This window comes from Streptomyces sp. NPDC051822 (assembly GCF_044452745.1).
Taxonomy (GTDB): Bacteria; Actinomycetota; Actinomycetes; order Streptomycetales; family Streptomycetaceae; genus Streptomyces.
Map to the genome: position 1 here is coordinate 321,992 of NZ_JBITBZ010000007.1, position 22,656 is coordinate 344,647.

Genomic DNA, 22,656 nt, shown 5'->3' on the forward strand with positions numbered 1-22,656 from the left:
CGCCCCCTACCGCTGCCGGTGGGTCAGTCCTGGCGGGCGATGAGGCTCGCCGGGCGCAGGTCGGTCCAGTGACTCTCCACGTAGGCCAGGCAGCCCTCACGGGTGTCCTCGCCGAACACGGTCCGCCATCCGGCGGGGACCTCGGCGAAGGAGGGCCACAGCGAGTGCTGGTTCTCGTCGTTGACCAGAACCAGGAAGCGGCCCTGCGGGTCCTCGAACGGGTTGGTGCTCATGCGTTCTCACTCCTCATGCGTTCTCGTTCGTCATGTGCCGGCGTTCGACAATGCTGCGTCGTCCGCAGTGGGTTGTCACCTGTGTGTCCCGCGGGACAGCTGGGACAGGGGCTGTTCGGGGTCGGCCGTCACGGCGCGCAGCAGGGTCCGGAACTCCTCTGCGAGTGCCCGGGCCTTCGCCGGTCCGAGCCGGTCCGTCGCGTGGATCAGGCCGCAGTGCACGGGCCCTTCGCCCCGGGGCTCGTGGAAGCCGAGCGTCAGGTCGGCCCGGGTCGCACCGGTCGGGACGGTCAGGAGCGTGCCCATGCCGCCCTCGAGGCGTTCGAGGTCCGCCTGTTCGTGGTGGACCACCATCACCTGAGGGCCCTCCGGCCGCAGCCCGGCCGCGCGGACCACCTCGTCGAAGGGGACGTCCTGCCGGTCGAGGGCGCTCAGAGTGGTCTCCCGTACACGGGTCAGGAGCTCCGTGAAGACGGGGTCGCCCGCGGTGTCGGTGCGCAGCACGACCGTGTTGAGGAAGCATCCGACGAGGTCGGCGAGCTGGTCGTCGTCGCGTCCCGCGACCATGGTGCCGATGGGCAGGTCGGTGCCGGATCCGTGGGCGGTGAGCAGAGTCGCGAGGGCCGCGTGCAGCACCATGAACATGCTGGTGCCGGTGGCCCTCGCCAGCCGGTCCACGTCCGTGTGGAGCCGCTCGTCGAGGACGAACTCGACGACTCCCGCCGCCTGGCGGCCGCCCTCGCCGGTGATCGCTCCCGGCTCCGTCGGCAGGGCGAGCTCACGCGGCGCGCCCTCCAGCGTCCGGCGCCAGTACGCCAGCTGCCGGCCGCCCCTGCTGTCGGGATCGGCGAGGTCGCCGAGGACCTCGCGCGCCCAGCGGGCGTAGTCGCCGTAGGTGACGGGGAGCGGCCGCCAGTCGGGCGCAAGGCCGGCCGTACGCGCGCCGTACGCCGTCGTGAGGTCGCGGAGCAGTGGGACCACCGACCACTCGTCGACGGCCAGGTAGTGCGGGGTGAGCAGGACCGCCTGGTCCCCGTCGGGGCCGGTGAGCAGGTGGGCCCGCAGCGGGGCCTCCCGCTCCAGGTCCGGCGCGGCGCGGGCGAGTTCGGCGAGCCGGGCGTCCAGGTCCGCGCACTGCTCCACGGCCAGGGCCGGGGCCGCGACGGCCCGGCGGACCAGGTCTCCCGTCCGTTCGGCGAAGGCCGTGCGCAGGGGTTCGTGTCGGGCGGTGACGTCGGCGAGGGCGGCGGTGAGGGCGTCCGCGTCGAGGCCGCCGGGCGAGCGCAGGACCAGGGCGTGGTCGAAGCCGGGGCTCCGGCGGTACGCCTGCCACTGCCACCGCTGTACCGGGGCCGCCGGCGGCTCGGTGCCTGCGGCGGCCGGGCCCTCGGCGGCGCGCAGCGGCGGCCGTGCGGCGGAGGCGCCGTCCAGCTTGCCGGCGATTCCGGCGACGGTCAGCGCGTCGAAGACGTCGCGGATGCTCAGCTCGACGCCGAACTCGGCGCGGATGCGGCCGAGGAGCCGCATGGAGGCCATGGAGTGGCCGCCGAGGGCGAAGAAGCTGTCGTGCACGCCGACCGTGTCGAGCCTGAGGATCTCGCGGAACAGCGCGGCGATTCGGGCCTGCGTCTCCGTCGCGGGACGGGCGTCGCCGGTCATCGCCGACCAGTCGGGCGCGGGCAGCGCCTTGTGGTCGAGCTTGCCGTTGGGGGTGAGCGGCAGCGGGCCGTCGAGCGGGACGACGAGGGCGGGGACCATGTACTCGGGGAGCAGCGCGGCGACGTGGGCGCGCAGCGCCTGCGGGTCGAGTTCCCCTGCCGTGCCGGTGCCCGGCTCGGGTACGGCGTAGCCCACGAGGCGGACGATGTCGCCTGCGCGGTCGGGCAGGACGGCGGCCTGGGCGACCGACGGGTGCCCGGCGAGGGCGGCCTCGATCTCGCCCAGTTCGATGCGGAAGCCGCGGATCTTGACCTGGGTGTCGACCCGGCCGAGGAAGTCGAGGTTCCCGTCGGTGCGCCAGCGGGCACGGTCGCCGGTGCGGTACATGCGGCTGCCGGGTGTGCCGTACGGGTCGGCGACGAACCGTTCCGAGCTGAGCGCGGGCTGTCCGAGGTAGCCGCGGGCGAGGCCGCGCCCGGCCACGTACAGCTCCCCGACGACGCCGGGCGGCACGGGGCGCAGGTGCTCGTCGAGGACGTAGCAGCGGGTGTTGGGGTCCGGGCGGCCGATCGGGACCCGGCCGGTGGCGCGTCCGCCGTGTTCGCGGGCGGGCCACAGGGTGGAGTTGACGGTGGCCTCGGTGAGTCCGTACGCGCAGATCAGGTCGGCGGTGGCGCCGAAGCGTTCGAAGAGGTCCGGGGGCACGGTCTCGGTGCCGACCAGGACGGTCGATCCCTCGGGCAGCCGGCACTCGGCGGGGAGGGCCGACACCAGGGACGGCGGCAGGATCATGTGGGTGATCCGCTGGTCCGCGAGGAAGTCGGTGAGGGCGGGTCCCGCGACGCGGGCCTCGTCGGTGACGAGGACGAGCCGTCCGCCGTGGCAGAGCGCCATGGCGAGTTCGAAGACGAAGACGTCGAAGCCGATGGACGCGAACTGCAGGACGTGGCTGTCGTGCCGGAGGCCCATCCGGTCGACGGCGGTGGCGACGAGACTGGCGATGCCCTCGTGCGGGACGACGACGCCCTTGGGGCGGCCGGTCGAGCCGGAGGTGTAGATCACGTACGCGGCCCCGTCGAGCGCGGCCGGTCCGCCGGGCGGCGGTGTGCCGGGCAGCGTGGCGAGTGCGGCGGCGGTGTCGGGGGCGTCGAGGAGCAGCACGGTGACGCCGGGGACGTCCGGGATCTTGCCGGCGACGGGCTCGGTTCCGACCACGACGGCCGCGCCCGAGTTCTCGATCATGTAGCTGAGGCGGTCGCCGGGGTGGACCAGGTCGAGCGGCAGGAAGGCGGCGCCCAGCTTCAGGGTGGCGAGGACGGCGGCGACCATGTCCGCCGAGCGCGGCACGGCCACGCCGACGACGCTCTCGGCCCCGACCCCGTGGGCGGCGAGCAGCCGGGCGAGGCGGTTGGCGCGGGCGTCGAGCTGGGCGTACGTCATCGGACGGGAGCGGTCGACGACGGCGACCGCGTCGGGGCGCTCGGCGACGCGGCGGGCGAAGAGCGCGGGCAGGGTATCCTCGTCGACCTCGCGGGGCCGGCCGTTGAAGCCTTCGAGGACGAGGCGGTGTTCCTCCTCGGTGAGGATAGCGGCACCGGAAAGCGGCTGGTCAGGGGCCTCGACGAGGGCTCCGACGAGCCTGCGGAGGCGGTCGCCGACGCGCTCGGCGGTCTCCCGGTCGAAGAGTTCGGTGGAGAACTCCAGGCGGCAGCCGAGGGAGTCGCCCGCGCCGTCGGCGGTGGTGTGCTCGGTGAAGCTGAACACGAGGTCGAACTTGGCGGTGCCGATCCGGTGCGGCAGGTAGTCGGCCCGGAGCCCCGGCAGGCTCAGTGATCCTTCCGTGCGGACGTGGTGGCCGACCATCACCTGGAACAGCGGGTTCCGGGAGAGGGAGCGGGTCGGGTTGAGCTTCTCGACGACGGCCTCGAAGGGCACGTCTGCGTGGGAGAAGGCGGCGAGGTCGGTCTCGCGGACCCGGGCGAGGAGTTCGGTGAAGGTGGGGTCGCCCGCGAGGTCGGTGCGGAGCACGAGCGTGTTCACGAAGAAGCCGACCAGGTCGTCGAGGGCCTCGTCGCCGCGTCCCGCGATGGGCGCGCCGAGGGGGATGTCGGTGCCGGCGCCAAGGCGGTGGAGCAGAGCGGCCACGGCCGCGTGCACGACCATGAACATGCTGGCGCCGGAGTCCCGGGCGAGGCGCCTGAGGCCCTCGTGGACCGTGCGGTCGAAGGTGATGTCGAGTTCGGCGCCGCTGAACGTGGGGCGGGCGGGACGCGCCCGGTCGGTGGGCAGGTCGAGTTCCTCGGGGGCATCGGCCAGGGCGGTCCGCCAGTGCTCCAGCTGCCGGGCGGCGAGGCTGTCCGGGTCGGCCGGGTCGCCGAGGAGCCGCTGTTGCCAGAGGGCGTAGTCGGCGTACTGGACGGGCAGCGGCTCCCAGTCGGGTGCGGCGCCTTCGAGGCGGGCCGCGTAGGCGGTGGTGAGGTCCTGGAGGAACGGGCGGTCGGACCACTCGTCGGTGGTGATGTGGTGGAGCAGCAGCACGACGACGTGCTCTTCGGGTGCCAGCTCCACGACGGTGGCGCGCAGCGGCAGTTCGGCGGCGAGGTCGAACGGCCGGTGGACGGCGGTGTCCACGATGCCGGGGACCTCGTCCTCGGTGGCCCGCAGGTGCTCCACGACGGGCGCGGCCGATCCGGCGGGCAGGATCCGCTGGTACGCCTGGCCGTCCCGCTCGGCGAAGAGGGTGCGCAGGGCCTCGTGGCGGTCGGTCACGTCGGCGAGGGCGGCGCGCCACGCCTCCCGGTCGAAGGGGCCGTGCAGCCGCATGACCAGCGGGAAGTTGTACGCGGCCGAGGTGCACTCGATCTGCTGGATGACCCACAGGCGCTGCTGGGCGTGGGAGAGCGGCAGCTCGGCGGGGCGCTCCGCGGCGACGAGCGCCGGGCGGTCGGTGCCGTGCGAGGCGGTCGCGCGGGCGACGAGTTCGGCGACGGTGGGTGCCTCGAACAGGTCGCGGATCGCCAGTTCGGCGTCGAGGGCGGTGCGGGCGCGGCTGACGAGCCGGGTCGCGAGGAGCGAGTGCCCGCCGAGGTCGAAGAAGTCGCTGTCGATGCCGACGCTTCCCTCGGGGAGGCCGAGGACCTCGGCGAAGAGCCCGCACAGGGTCTCCTCGTGGGGTGTGCGCGGGGCGCGGCTCGTTCCCGTGCCGGTGAGGTCGGGGGCGGGCAGGGCCTTGACGTCGAGCTTGCCGTTGACGGTCAGCGGCAGGGTCGCGACGGTGACCAGGGCGGACGGGACCATGTAGTCGGGCAGCAGGGGCTTGAGGTGGTCGCGGAGCCGCTGGGGCAGCGCGTCGTCGGCCGGGGCGCCCTCCTCCCGTACGACGTAGCCGACCAGGCGCTTGGTCCCGGCGGTCTCGTGGACGACGACGGCGGCGTGGGCCACCTCGGGGTGTGTGGTCAGGGCGGTGGAGATCTCTCCGAGTTCGACGCGGTAGCCGCGGATCTTGACCTGGTCGTCCGTGCGGCCGAGGAAGTCGAGCAGGCCGTCGGGGCGCTGTCGTACGAGGTCCCCGGTGCGGTACATGCGCTCGCCGGGTGCGCCGAACGGGTCGGCGACGAAGCGTTCGGCGGTCAGCGCGGCGCGGTCGTGGTAGCCGCGGGCCAGGCCGGTTCCGGCGATGTACAGCTCGCCGGGGCAGCCGGGCGGCGCGGGGCGCAGCATGGCGTCGAGGACGTGGGCGCGGGTGTTGCGGATGGGCCTGCCGACGGTGGGCGTGGCGCTCTCGGCGGTGGAGCCGCCGAGGGTGTTGATCGTGTACTCGGTGGGGCCGTAGAGGTTGTAGCCGTAGGTGCCGTCGGTGCGGCGCAGCTGGGTCCAGACGGTGTCGGACACGGCCTCGCCGCCGAGCAGGACGAGCGCGGGCCGGTGCCTGCCCGTGGTGTCGTCCTGGTCGAGGAGGCCTTCCTCGATGAGGAGCTGGGCGTAGGTGGGCGTCACGTTGACGACGTCGACGCGGTGCTCGTCACAGTAGGCGACCAGTGCCTCGGCGTCGCGGCGGAGTTCCTCGTCGCAGACGTGGACCTCGTGGCCCTCGACGAGCCAGAGGAGTTCCTCCCACGACATGTCGAAGGCGAAGGAGACGGTGTGCGCGATGCGCAGGCGTCGGCCGCCGGCCGAGGCGATGGCCGGGTCGAAGATCTCCTTCTGGTGGTTGAGCTGCATGTTCGTCAGTCCCCTGTAGGGGGTGACGACGCCCTTGGGGCGGCCGGTGGAGCCGGAGGTGTAGATGACGTACGCCGGGTGGTCCAGGCGGTCCGCCAGTCCGTGGGCGAACGCGGGCCGTTCGGCGTCGGTGACCTCGTCGCCGGACAGGGCGGCCAGTTCCGCGGTCACGGCCGGGTCGTCGAGGAGGAGTTCGGGGGCGACGGGGCCGTCGGCGCGCCGCAGCGTCGGGGCGACGGCGGTCGTGGACACCAGGCAGAGCGGGCCGGTGTCCTCGGCCATGAGGCGCAGCCGGTCGGCGGGGTGGTCGAGGTCGAGCGGCAGGTAGGCGGCGCCGGTCCGCAGGACGGCGAACAGCGCGGCGACCATCTCGATGGAGCGGGGCAGCGCGAGCGCCACGACCTTCTCGGGGCCCGCGCCCCGGGCGAGCAGCAGCCGGGCGAGCCGGTTGACCTGCGCGTCGAGTTCCGCGTAGGTGAGGGCGCGGTCGCCGAAGACGAGGGCGACGGCGTCAGGGGTACGGGCGACCTGGGCGGTGAGCATGTCGGCGACGGTCTCGTCCGGCACCGGCTCGCGGGTGGCCTCCCGGCCGTCGGTCAGGGCGGTGCGCTCGGCGGGGAGCAGCAGGTCCACGCCGACGGTCCGGGCGGCCCCGGCGGCGGGCCCGTCGAGGGCCGTGCCGAGCCGGTCGAGGACCGTGGTGAACCGGGCCAGGATCGTGGCGGCTGCCTCGGCGTCGAAGAGGTCTGGCCTGGCGGCGAGGGTGATCCGCAGCCGGGCTCCGGGCGTCACGATGAGCGTGAGCGGGAAGTGGGTGCCGTCGACGTTCGCCACGGCGGTGATGCCGTGGCGTTCGCGGAGCGCCGCGGCCCGGTCCTCGCCGTCGGCCGAGCGGAGCACGAAGAGGGTGTCGAAGAGGCGGCGGTGTCCGGACTCCTGCTGGAGGGCGCCGAGGCCCACGTACTCGTACGGCATGACGGCGGCGCGCTCGGACTGCACGCGGCGGAGCAGGTCGAGCACGGGCTCGTCCGGGGTGAAGGTGATGCGGGCGGGGATCGTGTTGAGGAACATGCCGATGATGCCGGCCACGTTCGGGACGTCCGCCGGTCGGCCGGCGACCGCCGTGCCGAAGGCGATGTCGCTGCGGCCGGTCATCGCCGAGAGCACCAGCGCCCAGGCCGCGTTGAGGACGGTGTTGAGGGTGAGCCCGTGCCGGCGGGCTGCGGCCCGCAGCCGCTCGCCGGTCTCCTGGGTGAGGAGGGCGTCGAGGTCCACCGGGATGACCGGACCGGTGTCGCGTCCCGAGGGGGCGAGCAGCGTCGGCTCGTCGAAGCCGGCGAGCGCCCGGCGCCAGGCGTCGAGGGCGACCGTGGTGTCCTGGGCGTCGAGCCAGGCGAGGTGGTCGCGGTAGGAGCCGGGCAGCGGCAGGCCCGTGGGGTCACCGGCCCGCTCGTACAGCGTGAACAGCTCCTCCAGGAACAGCCAGGCGGACCAGCCGTCCCAGAGGATGAGGTGGTGGGTGACGACGAGCCGGTCACGGCCGTCGCCGAGCCGGATGAGGAGCAGCCGGCAGAGCGGCGCCGCGGACAGGTCGAAGCGCTGCCTGCGGTCGGCGGCGAGCAGCTCCTCCGTCCTGGTCCGCTGTTCCTCGGCGGGCAGGTCGGACAGGTCGGCCTCGACGAGGGGGATCTCGGCGCCGTCCGCGATGAACTGCACGGGGCGGGGCAGGCCGTCACTGGTGAACCCGGCGCGGAGCCCGGTGTTGCGGTCGAGGAGGGTCCGGCAGGCGGCGCGGAGCCGGTCGGCGTCGACCCGTCGGTCGAGGTCCAGGGTCTCCTGGGACTGGTAGACGTCGAGTGCGTCGCCGGCGTCGTAGGTGGCGTGGAAGTACATGCCCTCCTGGAGCGGGGAGAGCGGCCAGACGTCCGCGACGGGAAGCCCGGCGGCGGCGTGGACGCGCGCGGTCTCCTCGGGGGTGAGGTCGAGCCCGCCCAGCGGCGCCGGGGGCTCCGGCGCGGGGGGCTCGGGCGGCGCGGCGGCGGTCAGCTGGTCGAGCAGCGCCTTGAGGGCGGGGTCGACGGCGGCGCCGGACTGCTGCTGGAGCGCCAGGACGGCCTGGAGGGCGGCGGCGGCCTGCCCGGCGTCGGAGGCGGAGACGGTCACTCCGTCTGGGTGCACGGGTACCTCGGGTGTCTGGGGCGAGTCGGGGGCCGGGGGTGTACCGGCGTCCCCGGGGACGGTCGCGGCGGCGGCGAGGGCGGCGGGCGTGCGGCACTCGAACACGTCGCGGGGGCTGAGCGTCAGCCCCCGGACACGCGCGCGCGTGGCGACGGTGATCGAGCTGAGGCTGTCGCCGCCGAGCACGAAGAAGTCGTCGTCGACGCCCGTCCCGGGTACACCGAGGACCTCGTCGAAGATCTCGCACAGGGCCTGCTCGCGTGCGTCGCGGGGTGCGCGGCCGCCCGCGCGGGGCGCGGGCCCGGGGGCGGGCAGGGCGTTCTGGTCGAGTTTGCCGCTGGGGGTCAGCGGCAGTTCGTCGAGGACGACGACGGCGCTCGGCACCATCGCGGCGGGCAGCGCCCCGCCGAGCGCCGCGTGCAGGTCGTCAGCGGCGGGCGCGGCGCCGGGGGCCGGGACGGCGTAGCCGACGAGGGCGCCTTCGCGGACGACGACGGCCGCGCGGGCCACGCCGGGCAGTGCGGCGAGGGCGGTCTCGATCTCGCCGAGCTCGATCCGGTTGCCGCGGATCTTGACCTGGCGGTCGGTGCGGCCGAGGTACTCGACGGCCCCGTCGGCGCGACGGCGCACCAGGTCGCCGGTGCGGTACATGCGCGCCCCCGCTCCCGCTCCCGCGAACGGATCGGCCACGAACCGTTCGGCGGTGAGGCCGGGCCGGTCGTGGTAGGCGCGGGCCAGCTGGACGCCCGCGAGGTACAGCTCGCCCGGCACGCCTTCCGGGACCGGGCGGAGGAACGGGTCCAGGACGTACAGGCGGGTGTTCCAGACGGGACGGCCGATCGGGACGGCCGGCTCGGTGCCGCCCTCGTACGGGAAGAAGGTGACGTCGACGGCCGCCTCGGTGGGGCCGTACAGGTTGTGCAGCGGCACGGGGGCGTGCCCCTGGCGGGAGGTCAGCTCCCACCAGCGGCGGGCGTCGGCGCCGGTGAGCGCCTCGCCGCTGCAGAACACCCGGCGCAGGCTCGCCGCCCAGTCGGGCCCCGCACCGGCGTCGGCCTCCATGACCTGGACGAAGGCCGCCAGCATCGACGGCACGAAGTGGGTCGTGGTGACGCGCCGGTCGGCGATCAGACGGGCCAGGTAGGCCGGGTCGCGGTGGCCGTCGGGGCGGGCGAGGACGACGGTCGCGCCCTCGGTGAGGGCCCAGAAGAACTCCCACACCGACACGTCGAAGCTGGACGGCGTCTTCTGCAGGACGCGGTCGTCCGCGGTCAGCCCGTACGCGCTCTGCATCCAGGCGAGCCGGTTCACGACGGCCCGGTGGGTGACGGCGACGCCCTTGGGGCGGCCGGTGGAGCCCGAGGTGTAGATGAGGTACGCCGGGTGGTCGGGCGCCGCCTGCCTGAGCGGGGTGTGGAGCGCCGCCGCCTCACCCCTGTCGGGACCGCCGGGAGTGGTGTTCCCGGGCTCCGCCGCGTCGACCGGGGTGCCGGGAGCGGTGTCGCCCGGCTCCTCCGCGCCGATGACGAGGTGCTCCAGATCCGGTACGCGGGGCAGGCGCCCGGCCGCTTCGGCGCTCGTCACGACGAGGCGCGTCCCAGAGTCGGCGAGCATGAACGCCACCCGTTCTGCGGGGTAGTCCAGGTCGACGGGCAGGTAGGCGGCGCCCGCCTTGAGGACTCCGAGCAGCGCGACCATCAGTTCGGCCGAGCGCGGGACGGCGACGGCGACGTACCGCTCGGGGCCCGCGCCGTGTGCCCTGAGCCGCCGGGCCAGTGCCTCGGCCCGCCGGTCGAGTTCGGCGTAGCTGAGGGTGGTGTCCTCGAAGACGACGGCGGGCGCGTCCGGGGTGCGGTCCGCCCACGTGGCGAAGAGGCCGGCGAGGGTCGCGTCGGGGACAGGGTGCGCGGTGGCGTTGAGCTCGTCGAGGTGCGCCCGCTCGCGGGGGGAGAGCAGATCGGTCCGGGCGACAGCGCGGCCGGGGTGGGCGACGACGGTCCGCAGGAGGGCCGTGAAGCGGTTGGCGAGGACGGCCACCGCCACCTGGTCGAGGCGGGCCGCGTCGTGCTTGAACCGCAGCAGCAGACCGGCGTCGGCGGGCTCGACGACGAGCGCGAGCGGGTAGTGGACGGCGTCGAACACCTCGGCGCCGGTGATGAGCGGCTCGTCGGCCCCCTGCCCCGCCTTGGTGTCGTCGGTCGGGTAGTTCTCGAACACGACCAGCGTGTCGAAGAGTTCGCCGCCGCCCGCGATGCGCTGGATGTCGGCGAGTCCGAGGTGCTGGTGGTCGAGGAGCGCGGAGTGCTCGTCCTGGACGCGGCGGAGGAGTTCGGTGAGCGTCTCTTCCGGACGGAGGGTCACCCGGGCGGGCACGGTGTTGATGAACAGGCCCACGGCCGAGTCGAGCCCCGCGACCTCCGTCGTCCGGCCGGACACGGTGGTGCCGAAGACGACGTCGTGACGGCCGGTCAGACCGCCGAGCAGGAGGCCCCACAGACCGTGGAAGACGCTGCTCAGGGTCAGCCCGTGGTTCCTGGCGTAGCCGGTCAGCGCGTCGGCGAGGTCCCGCGGCAGCCGTGTGTCGACGTGCTCGGGGCGGGCGGCTGCCTGGGGGGCGCCGTCCCCGGTGGAGAGCGCGGGAAGCCGGGTGGGGCCCGCGAGGCCGTCGAGCGCCCGGCGCCAGGCCTCGCGGGCGGCGTCCAGGTCACGGCCCGCCAGCCAGGAGAGGTACGGCTCGGGAGTCGGGGGCGCGGGCAGTTCGGCGCCCCGGAGGGCGGCGGTCAGTTCGCGCAGCAGGACGGCGACGGACCAGCCGTCGGCGACGATGTGGTGCAGGGTGAGCAGCAGCCGGTGCCGTCGGCCGTCCCTGATGAGGGTGGCGCGCAGCAGGGGCGGACGAGCGAGGTCGAACGTTTCGGCACGGTCGGCGCGGAGGATGTCGTCCAGGCCGGTCGTGGCGGTGTCGGCCTCCCGCCACGGGAGGGTCGCCTGGTCGGCGAGCCGCTGGACGACCTCGCCGCCGGGGAGCTGGCGGAACGAGGCGCGCAGCAGCGGGTGCCGGTCGAGGAGCAGCTGGAGGGCGCCGCGGAGACGGTCCGGATCGACGGGTCCCGCGAGGTCGAGGAGCTCCTGGACGAGGTAGAGGTCGGCGGACCGGTCGTCGTACTCCGCGTGGAAGAAGAAACCTTCCTGGAGCGGGGAGACGAGCAGCGCGTCCGGGTCGAGGGCGACCCGTCGCGCCGGGGCGGCGACCTCCTCGCGGGCGGTCCTGGCGAGCGCCGCCACGGTCCGGTTCCGGAACACCTCGCGCGGGGTGATCGCGAGTCCGGCCTCGCGGGCGCGGTTGACCAGCTGGATGGCGACGATGCTGTCACCGCCCAGCTCGAAGAAGCTGTCGTGGACGCCGACCGCCGGCAGGCCGAGGACCTCGGCGAACAGGGCGGCGAGCGCGGTCTCGACGGGGGTGCCCGGGGCGTCGGTGCCGGTCATCGACGTCCAGCGGGGCTCGGGAAGCGCCTTGGCGTCGAGCTTGCCGTTGGGGGTGAGCGGCAGTGGGCCGTCGAGGACGACGACGGCCGAGGGCACCATGGGGTCGGGCAGGGTGTCCGCCACGCGCGCGCGTGCGGCGGTGACGGCGCCCGCGCTCGTGTTCGTTCCCGTGCCCGCGTCGGCGTGGGTCTCCGTCGCCTCCGGGACGAGGTACGCGACGAGACGCTTGACGCCCCGGTGGTCCTCGCGGGCGAGGACGGCGGCCTGGGCGATGCCCGGGCAGGCCATGAAGGCGCTCTCGATCTCGCCCGGCTCGACGCGGTGGCCGCGGATCTTGATCTGGCCGTCGGCGCGTCCGAGGAACTCCAGGTTGCCGTCGGCGCCCCAGCGGACCCGGTCGCCGGTGCGGTACATCCGGGTGCCGGGGGCGCCGTACGGGTCGGCGACGAACCGTTCCGAGGTCAGCCCCTGACGGCCGAGGTAGCCGCGGGCGAGGCCGCGCCCGGCGACGTACAGCTCGCCCTCCGCGCCGACGGGGACGGGCCGGAGCGCCGTGTCGAGCACGTAGGCGCGGGTGTTGGGGTCGGGGCGTCCGATGGGCGCCGGGCCCGGCCGGTCGGGGTCGGCGAGCCAGAGCGTGGAGTTGACGCTCGCCTCGGTGAGGCCGTACGCGACGACGACCCGGAGGCGTCCGTCCCAGCGGGCGATCAGTTCGCCGGGGACGGCCTCGGTGCCGACGACCAGCACCGCGCCCGGCGGGAGTTCGCACTCCTGGGGCAGGGCGGAGACGAGCGAGGGCGGCAGGATCATATGGGTGGCGCGGTGGCGCGCGATGTACTCGGTGAGCGCGGGGCCCGCGACGCGGCGCTCGGCGGGGACGACGATGATCCGTCCGCCGACGCAGAGCGACATGATCAGGTCCCACACCGTCACGTCGAAGCCGACGGAGGCGAACTGCACGACGCGGCTCTCGGCGGTGACGCCGATCCGGTCGGTGGCCGTGGCGATGAGGCTCCCGACGCCGTCGTGCGGGACGACGACGCCCTTCGGGCGGCCGGTCGAGCCGGAGGTGTAGATGACGTACGCGGCCTGGTCGAGGGAGACCGGCGGCAACGGCTCGGGGTCGGCGGGGGCGGCGAGGGCGTCCACGGTGTCCGGGACGTCGAGCCGCAGCAGGGTGACGCCCCCGGTGGCGGGGAGTTCGCCGGCGAGTCCGGTCACGGTGACGACGGTGCGCGCCCCGGCGTCGGTCAGCATGTAGGCGATGCGGTCCCGGGGGTGGTCGGCGTCCAGCGGCAGATAGGCCGCGCCGGCCTTCATCACGGCGAGGAGGGCGACGACGAGTTCCGGTGAGCGGGGCAGGGCGACGCCCACGACGTCCTCGGCGCCGACGCCACGGGAACGGAGCAGGCGGGCGAGCCGGTCGGCGGCGTCGTCGAGTGCGGCGTACGTCAGTTCCCGGTCCTCGCAGACGAGCGCGACGGCCTCGGGGGTCCGACGGACCTGGCGCTCGAAGGCGGCGGGCCAGGACAGCTCGGGCACCTCGCGGGGCGCGGTGCCGTACCGGTCGAGCAGGAGGTCGCGTTCGGCGTCCGAGGTCAGCTCGATGCGGCCCAGGGGGCGGTCGAGGTCCTCGGTGAAGGTGTGGAGCAGGCCGAGGAAGCGGCGTTCGCGGTCCGCGAGGGTGGCCGCGTCGCAGACGTCGGCGTCGGCGTCGAGGTGGAGGGTGACGCCCTGGCCCGCCGGGCCCTCGGCGAAGCTGAACGCCAGGTCGCTGACCGGTCCGAGCCACTCGGGGCGCAGTTCGGCCTCGTGGTCCGCGAACCGCAGGTCCCCGGAGCGGGGCAGGATGTTGACGGTCGGGCCGACGAGTTCCGGTACGCCGTCGACCAGGCCCAGTTCCCTGGCCAGGTCCTCGGCGCGGTACCGCCCGTGGGCGACGGCGTCGGCGACCGTGTCGCGCACCTGTGTCACGAGGGCGCGGCCGGTGGTGCCGGGGCTGACGGTGAGGCGCAGCGGGACGATGTTGGAGACCATGCCGGGGACGCGCGCGGAGGTCTCGTCGTCGCGGGCGGCGACGGGCAGGCCGAGGACGAGGTCCTGTTCGCCGCTCGCGCGGTGCAGATGGGCGGCGACGGCCGCGAGAAGGACGCGGGAGGGCCGTACGCCGGCGCTGTGGGCCGCGGCGGTCAGCCGCTCGACGGTCGCCGGGGGCAGTTCGGTGGTGCGCCGGAGCCGTCGGGTCATGGGGGCCGGGGCCCGGTCGACGAGCCGGACCGGCTCGGTCCTGCCAGCCATCCGCTCCAGCCACCAGGTCCGGTCGGCGGCGTGCCGCTCCGAGGCGCGGTACGCGCGGTCGGCGGCGACGAGACGGGACAGGGACCGGTCGAGGGGTGCGGGGATCCCTTCCCCGTCGGCGGCGGCCGTGTAGAGCTCGCCGGCGCGTCGGGTGATCAGAGCGACGCCCATGCCGTCCGTCACGATGTGGTGGTACCGCTGGCACCACAGGACGCGGTCGTCGGCGAGCCGCAGCAGGGCGTGGCCGAAGAGCGGGTCGCGGGCCAGGTCGACGGGCCGCTCGCGGTCGGCGGCCATCCACGCGGCGGCGGCCTCGTCGGGGTCGGCGGCGGTGCGCAGGTCCACGACGGGAAGGTCGAAGGGGACGGTACGGGGGGTCTGGCGCGGCCCGTCCTGGCCGGGGGTGACGCCGACGTGCAGGCACTCGGCCTCTTCCAGGGCCCGGCGGACGGCGGCGGTGAGCCGGTCGAGGTCGACGGCGCCGCGGAGGTGGAGCGCGAAGACGATGTTGTAGGCGGAGCTGTCCGGTTCGATCTGCTGGGCGAGCCAGATGCCGGATTGCCCGCCGGTGACGGGGAGGCCGGAGGTGTCCCGGTCCGACTCGACGTCAAACATCGTACGAAGTGGCCTTTCCCTGGGGATGCGTGGCGGGGCGGCCCGGATGACGCCGACGGCGTGGCGAGGTTCCGCCACGCCGTCGGTCGGGTCGGCTCCGGGCTGATGGCACGTCAGCCGACGGTCGTCACTTGATGGCTGCGAGCAGGGGCTCGATCTCGTCGATGGCGTACGGGATCGAGAGAACGGTGTTGAAGGAGAACGCGGCGCCGATGTCCGGGTCCTGGTAGGGCACGAACAGGTCGCGCTTCTCCTGGTGGACCTTCAGCTTCTTGTAGAGCGGCTCGCCCTTGATGCGGTCGTCGGCCTCGGTGCTGGAGGTGACCCAGACCAGCCGGTCGACGTCGAGGACGTTCAGCTTCTCGGCACTGAGTTCGGCGACGTTCCAGCCCGGCTTGGCCAGGGTGTCGATCTCCGGCTTCAGCTTGAAGCCCAGTCCGGCGAAGAAGATCGACTTGGGGTCGGTCTTCGTGAACGGCGAGTACTTGCCGGCCTCGAAGCTGTCGGCGACCGCCAGGGTCTTGGTGGCGAACTCGGGGTGCTTGTCGCGGACGGCCTTGAAGCGGGCGTCGATGTCCGTGATCAGCTTCCCGGCCTCGGCGTCCTTGCCCAGCGCCTTGCCGATCTGCTGGGTCATCAGCTGCCAGGGAGCCCCGTAGTCGGGGTGGTCCTTGGGCTGGGCGACCACCTCGGTGAACTTGGAGAGCGTGTCGTACTGCTCCTTCTTCATCCCCGAGTACTGGGCGATGACGAGGTCGGGCTTGAGCGCCGCGATCTTCTCGATGTTGTACTCGTCGCGCTCACCCACGATCTGCGGCTGGGTGGAGCCCCACTTCTCCTTGGCCCAGGGCCACTTGCCGTACGGCTTCTCCTTGAACCAGTCGACCGCGCCGGCCGGCTTGACGCCGAGCGCGAGCACCGCGTCCTGGTCGGAGAGGCCCAGGGTGACGACGATCTTCGGCTCCTTGTCGATCGTCGTGGAGCCGTACTTGTGCTCGACCGTGACGGGGAACGCGGCGGGCTTGCCGCCGCCGTCGGCCGATGCCGTCGGGGTGGCGGCGGAGGGCGACTCGGACTTCTCCGACCCGGCGCCGCAGGCGGCGAGGGCGAGTGCCGCCACCGCGACGACGGCCACACGGGGGGCAGATCTGGCGAACCGCGCCAGAGCGGGACGTGCACCAGCGGACACGGACGTTCCTTTCGGGGGATTCACAGTGCGTGCCACGCCCGCCGGGACGACAGGGCCGGCCGGCGGGAATGGCATTCGTACGTGGGGGGGGGTGGGGCGGAGAGGCGCTATCGCGCCGTGCCGACGCCGTCGGCCATCGGCCGCACCGCTCCGGCGGCCGTGGAGGCCTCGGCGGGGGTGGCCGGGGCCCGGTCGAGGACCGAGGCGAGGATCTCGCCGACCCTGATCGCGGTGTTGGAGAGCAGGGACGAGGTGATGCCGTGGGTGTGCTCGGTGCCGCCCTGGAGGTAGATGCCACACCGCAGTTCGGGGTCGGTGGCGAGCCGGTAGTCCCGCTCGACGCGGACCCGTCCCTGGTCGTCGCGGTGGCAGCGGTCGGCGACCGGGCCGAGGAGGCCGAGCGGTTCGGCGGGGTCGTATCCGGTGGCGTAGACGACGACGTCGGCGTCGAGCGTGCTCTCCTCTCCGGTGACGAGCGAGGTGACGAAGGCGCGGACCTTGTCCGGGCCGTCCTCGACGCCGGTGAGCCGGGAGATGTTGATGAAACGCAGCCGCTCGGTGCCGAGGACCTTCTCCTGGTACGCCTGCCGGTACAGGTCGTCGATGAGGTCGATGTCCACCACGGAGTAGTTGGTGTTCCCGTGGTACTCCATCAGCTTGCGCTTGGTGTCGTCGGGGGCCGTGAAGTACTCGTCGACGGCGTCCGGGTCGAAGATCCGGTTGGCGAAGGCGCTGTCGTCGGCGGGGCTGTAGCCGTAGCGGGAGAAGACGGCGCAGATCTCGGCCCCGGGGAACCTGCGGTGCAGGTAGGCCACGTTCTCGGCGGCGCTCTGTCCGGCGCCGACGACGACGAAGCGCTCGGGAGAGGTGCCTTCGAGGCCCTCCACCTTGGCGAGCAGGTCGGAGTTGTGCCAGACCCGGTCGCTGCGCTCGACGCCTTCCGGCATGCGCGGGCGAAGTCCCGTACCGAGGACGAGGTTCCGGGCGCGGTGCACCACGGTCTCGGAGCCGGACCGGGCGGTGACGTCGAGGTACTCCACGACGCCGTCGCGCTCGACCGGTTCGACGGAGATGATCTCGTGTCCGTAGGAGACCATGTCGTCGACCTTGGACGCGGCCCACTCGAAGTAGTCGTGGAACTCGACGCGGAGCGGGAAGAGGTTCTTGTGGTTGACGAAGTCGATCAGCCGGCCCTTGCTCTGCAGGTAGCAGAGGAAGCTGTATTCGCTGGTCGGGTTGCGCAGCGTCACCAGGTCCTTGAGGAAGGACACCTGCATGGTCGCGTCGTCGATCAGCATGCCGCGGTGCCAGCCGAACCGGGGCTGGCGCTCGAAGAAGTGGGCGGTGACCGCTTCCTGCCTTCCGACGCGGGCGTTGTGCTCGCTGAGCGCTATCGCCATGGCCACATTGGACGGCCCGAAGCCGATGCCTATGAGGTCGTGGACCAGAGGTGCGTCACCAGGAAGAACCTGCGACATGTCACTCCCATCGTGCGGGAAAGAGGCTGAGGGGGAACGGGCATCGGGCACGCCGACGTCGCGGCAGCCGCGCAGAACTTAGGTAAAGCTAACCTGATCTGACGGCGCTGTCGACCGGACAAAACGGACCTGACGAAGTGTAGGGAGTTGCAACAGCCAAATGAATCAAGGTAGTTGCACTGTTAGGTAAGGCTTGCTTTACTTGCTGACGGTCAGTCGCCTTCCGAGGAGGAAACCCGATGCGGGTCGTCATGTTCGGTTATCAGACCTGGGGCCATCGCACCCTCCAAGCGCTCCTGGACTCCGAACACGACGTGGTGCTCGTCGTGACGCACCCCAAGAGCGAGCACGCGTACGAGAAGATCTGGAGCGACTCGGTCGCCGACCTCGCGGCGGAGCACGGCGTCCCCGTCGTCATCCGCAACAGGCCCGACGACGAGGAGCTGTTCGCCCGCCTCAAGGAGGCGGACGCGGACATCATCGTGGCGAACAACTGGCGCACGTGGATCCCGCCGCACGTCTACACCCTGCCGCGCCACGGGACGCTGAACATCCACGACTCGCTGCTGCCCAAGTACGCCGGCTTCTCCCCGCTGATCTGGGCCCTCATCAACGGCGAGCAGGAAGTCGGCGTCACGGCCCACATGATGGACGAGGTCCTCGACGCCGGCGACATCGTCCAGCAGCGCGCGGTGCCCGTCGGACCGAAGGACACGGCGACCGACCTGTTCCACAAGACGGTCGACCTCATCGCCCCGGTCACGATCGGCGCACTCGACCAGATCGCCTCAGGGAAGGCCGAGTTCACCCGCCAGGACCGGTCGCAGGCCAGCTTCTTCCACAAGCGGGCCGAGGAGGACATCCGCATCGACTGGACCTGGCCCGCCGAGGTCCTGGAGCGCCTCGTCCGTGCCCAGTCCGCGCCGTACCCGAGCGCCTTCACCTTCCACCGGGGCAAGCGCCTCGAAGTCCTCTCCGCCGTGGTCTCCGAGGGACGCTACGGCGGCACCCCGGGGCGCGTCTTCTACCGTGAGGGGGACGGCGTCGTGATCGTCGCCGGGGCCGACGCCCGCACCGGCCGCAACCACGGCCTCGCCCTCACCCGCGTCCGGACGGAGGACGGCCGCGAGTTGCCGGCCACCGAGTACTTCACCTCCATGGGCGGCTACCTCACCAGCCGTCCCTGACGACCGCGTGAGCGAGGAACAGCCGATGGACCGGCCCGTCGTCTCCGGTGTCGCGCACGACCTCTCGGGGGCGACGCTCGCCGTCGTCGGCATCTCGACCATGCCGACCGACTGGGCGCAGGTATTCCGGTCGCTCGCGAACGCCGGCCTGACACTCGACCCGCTCACGGGCGCGGCCCCGCCGGCCCCGCCCGCCCGGGGCGTCACGCCGTCCTCCCCCGGCGTGACGCCCTCCCCCGGCACGACGCCTCCCAGCGTGCTGGATCTCAACGCCTACCTCATGTACACGGTCGGCAGGGCCGCGCGCCGCAGACTGGCGGAGAAGCTGGAGGCCCGGGGGTTACGCCTCTGGCACCTCACCGTGATGACGCTGCTCGCGGAGCTCGGCCCGCAGATGAAGACGGCCCTCGCGACCAGGCTCGCCATCAACCCCAGCGACCTGGTGAAGATCGTCGACGATCTGGTGCGTCTCGGCCACGCGCACTGCGTCCGCGACCGGGCGGACCGGCGCCGTGTCGTCGTGCGGCTCACCCCGGAGGGCGAGGCGGCCCTCCGCAGCCTCAGCGCGGAGATCGCGTCCACGGACGACGAGATCCTGGCCCCGCTCGACACCGGGGAGCGCGAGCAACTGGCCTCGTTGCTGCGTCGCGTGCACGGCCACCTGGAAAGGGCGCCGTCCGGGCAGGCGCGCCGGCGCCCCTGATCACAACCGTGACCTCCCGGTGATCGAACCCGGGAATTAATAGGTTAGGCTCACCTAACAAGAGCCGCGATGGCCGCTGCCCCTGTTCGGGGCGGGCCGGTCGGGGCCTCAGTACATCCCTGCCCGGAGACAAGGATCCACCATGCCTTCTGTGTTCACCCCCCTTCGTCGTCGCGTCCTCGTGGCGGGCGCCGCCGCGGTCTCGCTCGGCCTGATGGTGACCGGTTGCGGCTCGGACGAGAAGAAAGACGACGCGGCAGGCTCGGAGACCAAGGCCCCGGCAGGCGCTTTCCCCGTCACCATCAAGAGCGCCCTCGGTGAAGCCGTCATCAAGGACAAGCCCAAGCGCGTGGTGACCCTCGGTCAGGGCTCCGCCGAGACCGCCATCGCCCTCGGCAACGTCCCGGTCGGCATCGAGAGCTACCCGTGGGGCAGCGACAAGACGGGCTACCTGCCCTGGATCCACGACGCCGTGAAGAAGTCCGGCGCCACGCTGCCGAAGCAGTTCAACGGTGGTGAGGAGCTCGACATCGAGGCCATCACCGAGCTCGAGCCCGACGTCATCCTCGCCCCGTGGTCCGGCATCACGCAGAAGCAGTACGACATCCTCAGGGACATCGCGCCGACCGTCGCCTACCCCGACAAGGCGTGGAGCACCAACTGGGACCAGCAGATCGAGATCATCTCGAAGGCGCTGGGCCAGCCGGAGAAGGCCAAGGAGCTGACGTCGAAGATCGACAAGCAGCTCGCGGACGCCGCCGCGACCCGTCCGAACTACAAGAACGTCACGTTCTCGTACATCTACAACACCGGCCCCGGCACCCTCGGCATCTTCAAGCCCGAGGAGCAGCGCGTGTCCATGGTCTCGAAGCTGGGCCTCAAGGTCGACCCGATCGTGAACACGTTCAAGGAGACCGACGGCACCGACTCGGCGCTCATCGGCCTGGAGAACGCCAACAAGCTCGCCAAGAGCGACATCGCCTTCACCTTCTACATGGACGACAAGTCCCGCAAGGAGATCGAGGCGCAGCCCCTGTACGCGGCGATCCCGGCCGTGAAGAAGGGCGCGCTCGTCTACAGCAACGACCAGCCGTTCGTCACCGCCTCGTCGATGATCAACCCGCTGACGGTGCCGTACAGCATCGAGCGCTACCTCCCGATGATCGACAAGGCCGTCGCCAAGGCCGGGAAGTAACAACGGGTCCCCAGCGTGACCACTCTCTCCCGGATCGGCCAAGGCCCCGCCGTCGTACGGCGGGGCCTTGCCCGGCATGTCATGGCCGCCGTCCTGTGTCTCGTCCTGCTCGCTCTCGCGCTGCTCGCCAGCGTGATGTTCGGCAGCAAGCCGACGTCCCTCGGCGACGTCCTGCGGGTGATCACCGGTGACGGCGACAGCTACACCCGTACCGTCGTCGAGAGCCGCTACCCGCGCACCGCCCTCGGCGTCCTCGCGGGCCTCTGTCTCGGTGTCGCCGGAACTCTGATGCAGGGCATCACGCGCAATCCGCTCGCCGAGCCGGGACTCCTCGGCATCAACGCGGGCGCGTCCGCGAGCATCGTCGCCGCCACCGCGTTCCTCGGTGCCGCGGGGCAGCAGCAGACCATCTGGTGGGCACTCCTCGGCGCCCTCGCGACCGGAGTCGTCGTGCATGTCGTCGGCACCGCGGGCGGCGGCGGCGGACCGGTGCGCCTGGTGCTCGCCGGTGCGGTGCTCTCCGCCGTCCTCGCCGCGTTCATCCAGGCCGTCGCGCTGTCCAACCCCCGGGTCTTCGACACCTACCGCTACTGGGTGGTGGGCGCGCTCGGCGGGCGCGGCTTCGACGCCTTCTGGGCGGTCGCGCCGTTCGCCGCGGCGGGTCTGCTCCTCGCCCTGCTGCTCGCGCCCGGGCTCAACGCCATGGCGATGGGCGACGACAAGGCGGCCTCCCTCGGCATCAGCCCGGCCCGCGTCAAGGGGGCGGGACTGCTCGCCGCGACCCTGCTGGCCGCCGCCGCCACGGCGGCCGTCGGACCCATCGCCTTCGTCGGCCTCGCCGTCCCGCACGTGGTGCGGGCGCTCGTGGGCGCCGACTTCCGGGCCCAGATCCTGTTCACCGCGCTCGCGGGTCCCGCGCTGCTGCTCTTCGCCGATGTCATCGGCCGGGTCCTGCTGCGCCCGCAGGAGCTCATGGTCGGCGTGGTCACCGCCTTCGTCGGAGCCCCGGCCCTGCTCTTCGCCGTTCGTCGTATGAGGGGAGCGGCATGAAGACCGCCGACCGGACCGCCACCACGACCAGCGCCGACGGCGCGGACGGCCCCGTGGCGCCGAGGCGCGGGGCACGGCGCGCGGGCCGTGGGGTCCTGCGGATCGGCCCCTGGGTCGCCGTGCCCGTCCGCCGCGCGTCAGTGATCGCGGCCGTCGTGACGCTGCTGCTGCTCTGCGGGGCCGCCGTGGCCACCCTGTCGATGGGCAGGCTCGGCATCGCCCTGCCCGACCTGCCGTCGGCCCTCGCCGGCGACGCCACGGGCAAGAACGCCTTCGTCCTGAACCGGCTGCGCGGCCCGAGGCTCGTGGTGGCCATCGCCACCGGCGCGGCCTTCGGCCTCTCGGGGGCCCTGTTCCAGTCCGTCACCCGCAATCCGCTGGGCAGTCCCGACGTGATCGGGCTCGGCGCCGGCGCGGGGGCGGGCGCAGCGGCCGCGGCCCTGTTCCTGCCCGACGTCCTGCCGGTGGCCGTCGGCGCCCTGCTCGGAGCGGTCGTCGCGATGGCCGTCGTGTTCCTCGCCACCGGCACCGGCTTCCGCAGCCCGGGCCGGCTCGTGGTGGCCGGCATCGGCGTGGCCGCGATGGCGACGGCGCTGACGCAGTACGTGGTGTACGCGGTCGAGCGCGACAAGGCCAGCGCCCTGACCGCCTACATCAACGGCAGTCTCTCCGCCCGCTCCTGGGAGGACGCGACGACCATCTGGACGGTGCTGATCCTCGCGCTGCCGTTCGCGGCCCTTCTGGCCAGGCCCCTGAGCATCGGTGAGATGGGCGACGACCTCTCCACCGGCCTGGGCGCCCGTCCCGGGCGGACGGCGACCGCGGCGGTCGTGCTGTCGATCGTCCTCTCGGCGGGGGCGGTGAGCGTGGCCGGTCCCATCGCGTTCGTCTCCCTGACGGCGCCGCAGATCGCCAAGCGGGTCACCCGCAGCGGCGGCCCGCACCTGGTCATGTCGACCCTCCTCGGTGCTCTGCTCCTGGTCCTGGCCGATCTGACGGCGCAGCAGCTGCCGCTCTTCGACGACCTGCCGGTCGGCCTGTACACGATGGCCGTCGGCGGCGCCTACCTGGGCTATCTGCTGCTCCGCGAGTGGAAGCGCCCCGTCTGACCCCCGATGCCTCCTCGTCCGCCGTGCGATCGCGGCGAGGCGGCCGACGAGA

At 73.0% G+C, this 22,656-nt stretch carries 9 protein-coding genes; 5 read left to right on the forward strand and 4 right to left on the reverse strand.

Annotated features, from left to right (window positions below):
- Positions 1–23: 23 nt before the first annotated feature.
- The 4 genes from ACIA8N_RS23005 to ACIA8N_RS23020 form a co-directional block, all read right to left on the reverse strand.
- Entirely contained in the window at positions 24–233 is a 210-nt protein-coding gene (locus tag ACIA8N_RS23005; protein ID WP_030208860.1) for an MbtH family protein, read from the reverse strand.
- Positions 234–308: 75 nt separating this feature from the next.
- A complete protein-coding gene (locus tag ACIA8N_RS23010; protein WP_365779108.1) occupies positions 309–14,693 on the reverse strand; it encodes an amino acid adenylation domain-containing protein in 14,385 nt (4,794 codons plus the stop codon).
- A gap of 127 nt (positions 14,694–14,820) precedes the next feature.
- The gene (locus ACIA8N_RS23015; protein ID WP_365779110.1) at positions 14,821–15,882 is read right to left on the reverse strand and encodes an iron-siderophore ABC transporter substrate-binding protein; all 1,062 of its coding nucleotides are present in this window, start codon (positions 15,880–15,882) and stop codon (positions 14,821–14,823) included.
- Between the two features lie 107 nt (positions 15,883–15,989).
- On the reverse strand, positions 15,990–17,360 hold the full coding sequence (locus ACIA8N_RS23020; RefSeq protein WP_365779112.1) for a lysine N(6)-hydroxylase/L-ornithine N(5)-oxygenase family protein: 1,371 nt from the start codon (positions 17,358–17,360) through the stop codon (positions 15,990–15,992).
- Between the two features lie 239 nt (positions 17,361–17,599).
- On the opposite strand from ACIA8N_RS23020, the gene ACIA8N_RS23025 reads away from it, so the two are divergent.
- The 5 genes from ACIA8N_RS23025 (at position 17,600) to ACIA8N_RS23045 (ending at position 22,604) form a co-directional block, all read left to right on the forward strand.
- Positions 17,600–18,547 carry a methionyl-tRNA formyltransferase gene (locus tag ACIA8N_RS23025; RefSeq protein WP_365779114.1) on the forward strand — a complete coding sequence of 316 codons (948 nt, stop codon included), beginning with the start codon at positions 17,600–17,602 and terminating at the stop codon, positions 18,545–18,547.
- 25 nt (positions 18,548–18,572) lie between these two features.
- Positions 18,573–19,250 carry a MarR family transcriptional regulator gene (locus tag ACIA8N_RS23030; protein ID WP_365779116.1) on the forward strand — a complete coding sequence of 226 codons (678 nt, stop codon included), beginning with the start codon at positions 18,573–18,575 and terminating at the stop codon, positions 19,248–19,250.
- 142 nt (positions 19,251–19,392) lie between these two features.
- Positions 19,393–20,445 carry an iron-siderophore ABC transporter substrate-binding protein gene (locus ACIA8N_RS23035; protein ID WP_365779118.1) on the forward strand — a complete coding sequence of 351 codons (1,053 nt, stop codon included), beginning with the start codon at positions 19,393–19,395 and terminating at the stop codon, positions 20,443–20,445.
- A gap of 15 nt (positions 20,446–20,460) precedes the next feature.
- Positions 20,461–21,495 (forward strand): FecCD family ABC transporter permease, encoded by a 1,035-nt coding sequence (locus ACIA8N_RS23040; protein ID WP_399416767.1) that lies wholly within the window; start codon positions 20,461–20,463, stop codon positions 21,493–21,495.
- Entirely contained in the window at positions 21,492–22,604 is a 1,113-nt protein-coding gene (locus ACIA8N_RS23045; RefSeq protein WP_365779120.1) for an iron chelate uptake ABC transporter family permease subunit, read from the forward strand. The genes ACIA8N_RS23040 and ACIA8N_RS23045 overlap by 4 nt, the downstream gene beginning before the upstream one ends.
- Positions 22,605–22,656: the final 52 nt, after the last annotated feature.

Excerpts from the sequence above, each read along its gene's own strand:
- ACIA8N_RS23005 (WP_030208860.1), bottom strand. The coding sequence starts at position 233 with ATGAGCACCAACCCGTTCGAGGACCCGCAGGGCCGCTTCCTGGTTCTG.
- ACIA8N_RS23010 (WP_365779108.1), bottom strand. The coding sequence starts at position 14,693 with ATGTTTGACGTCGAGTCGGACCGGGACACCTCCGGCCTCCCCGTCACC.
- ACIA8N_RS23020 (WP_365779112.1), bottom strand. The coding sequence starts at position 17,360 with ATGTCGCAGGTTCTTCCTGGTGACGCACCTCTGGTCCACGACCTCATA.
- ACIA8N_RS23025 (WP_365779114.1), top strand. The coding sequence starts at position 17,600 with ATGCGGGTCGTCATGTTCGGTTATCAGACCTGGGGCCATCGCACCCTC.
- ACIA8N_RS23030 (WP_365779116.1), top strand. The coding sequence starts at position 18,573 with ATGGACCGGCCCGTCGTCTCCGGTGTCGCGCACGACCTCTCGGGGGCG.
- ACIA8N_RS23035 (WP_365779118.1), top strand. The coding sequence starts at position 19,393 with ATGCCTTCTGTGTTCACCCCCCTTCGTCGTCGCGTCCTCGTGGCGGGC.
- ACIA8N_RS23045 (WP_365779120.1), top strand. The coding sequence starts at position 21,492 with ATGAAGACCGCCGACCGGACCGCCACCACGACCAGCGCCGACGGCGCG.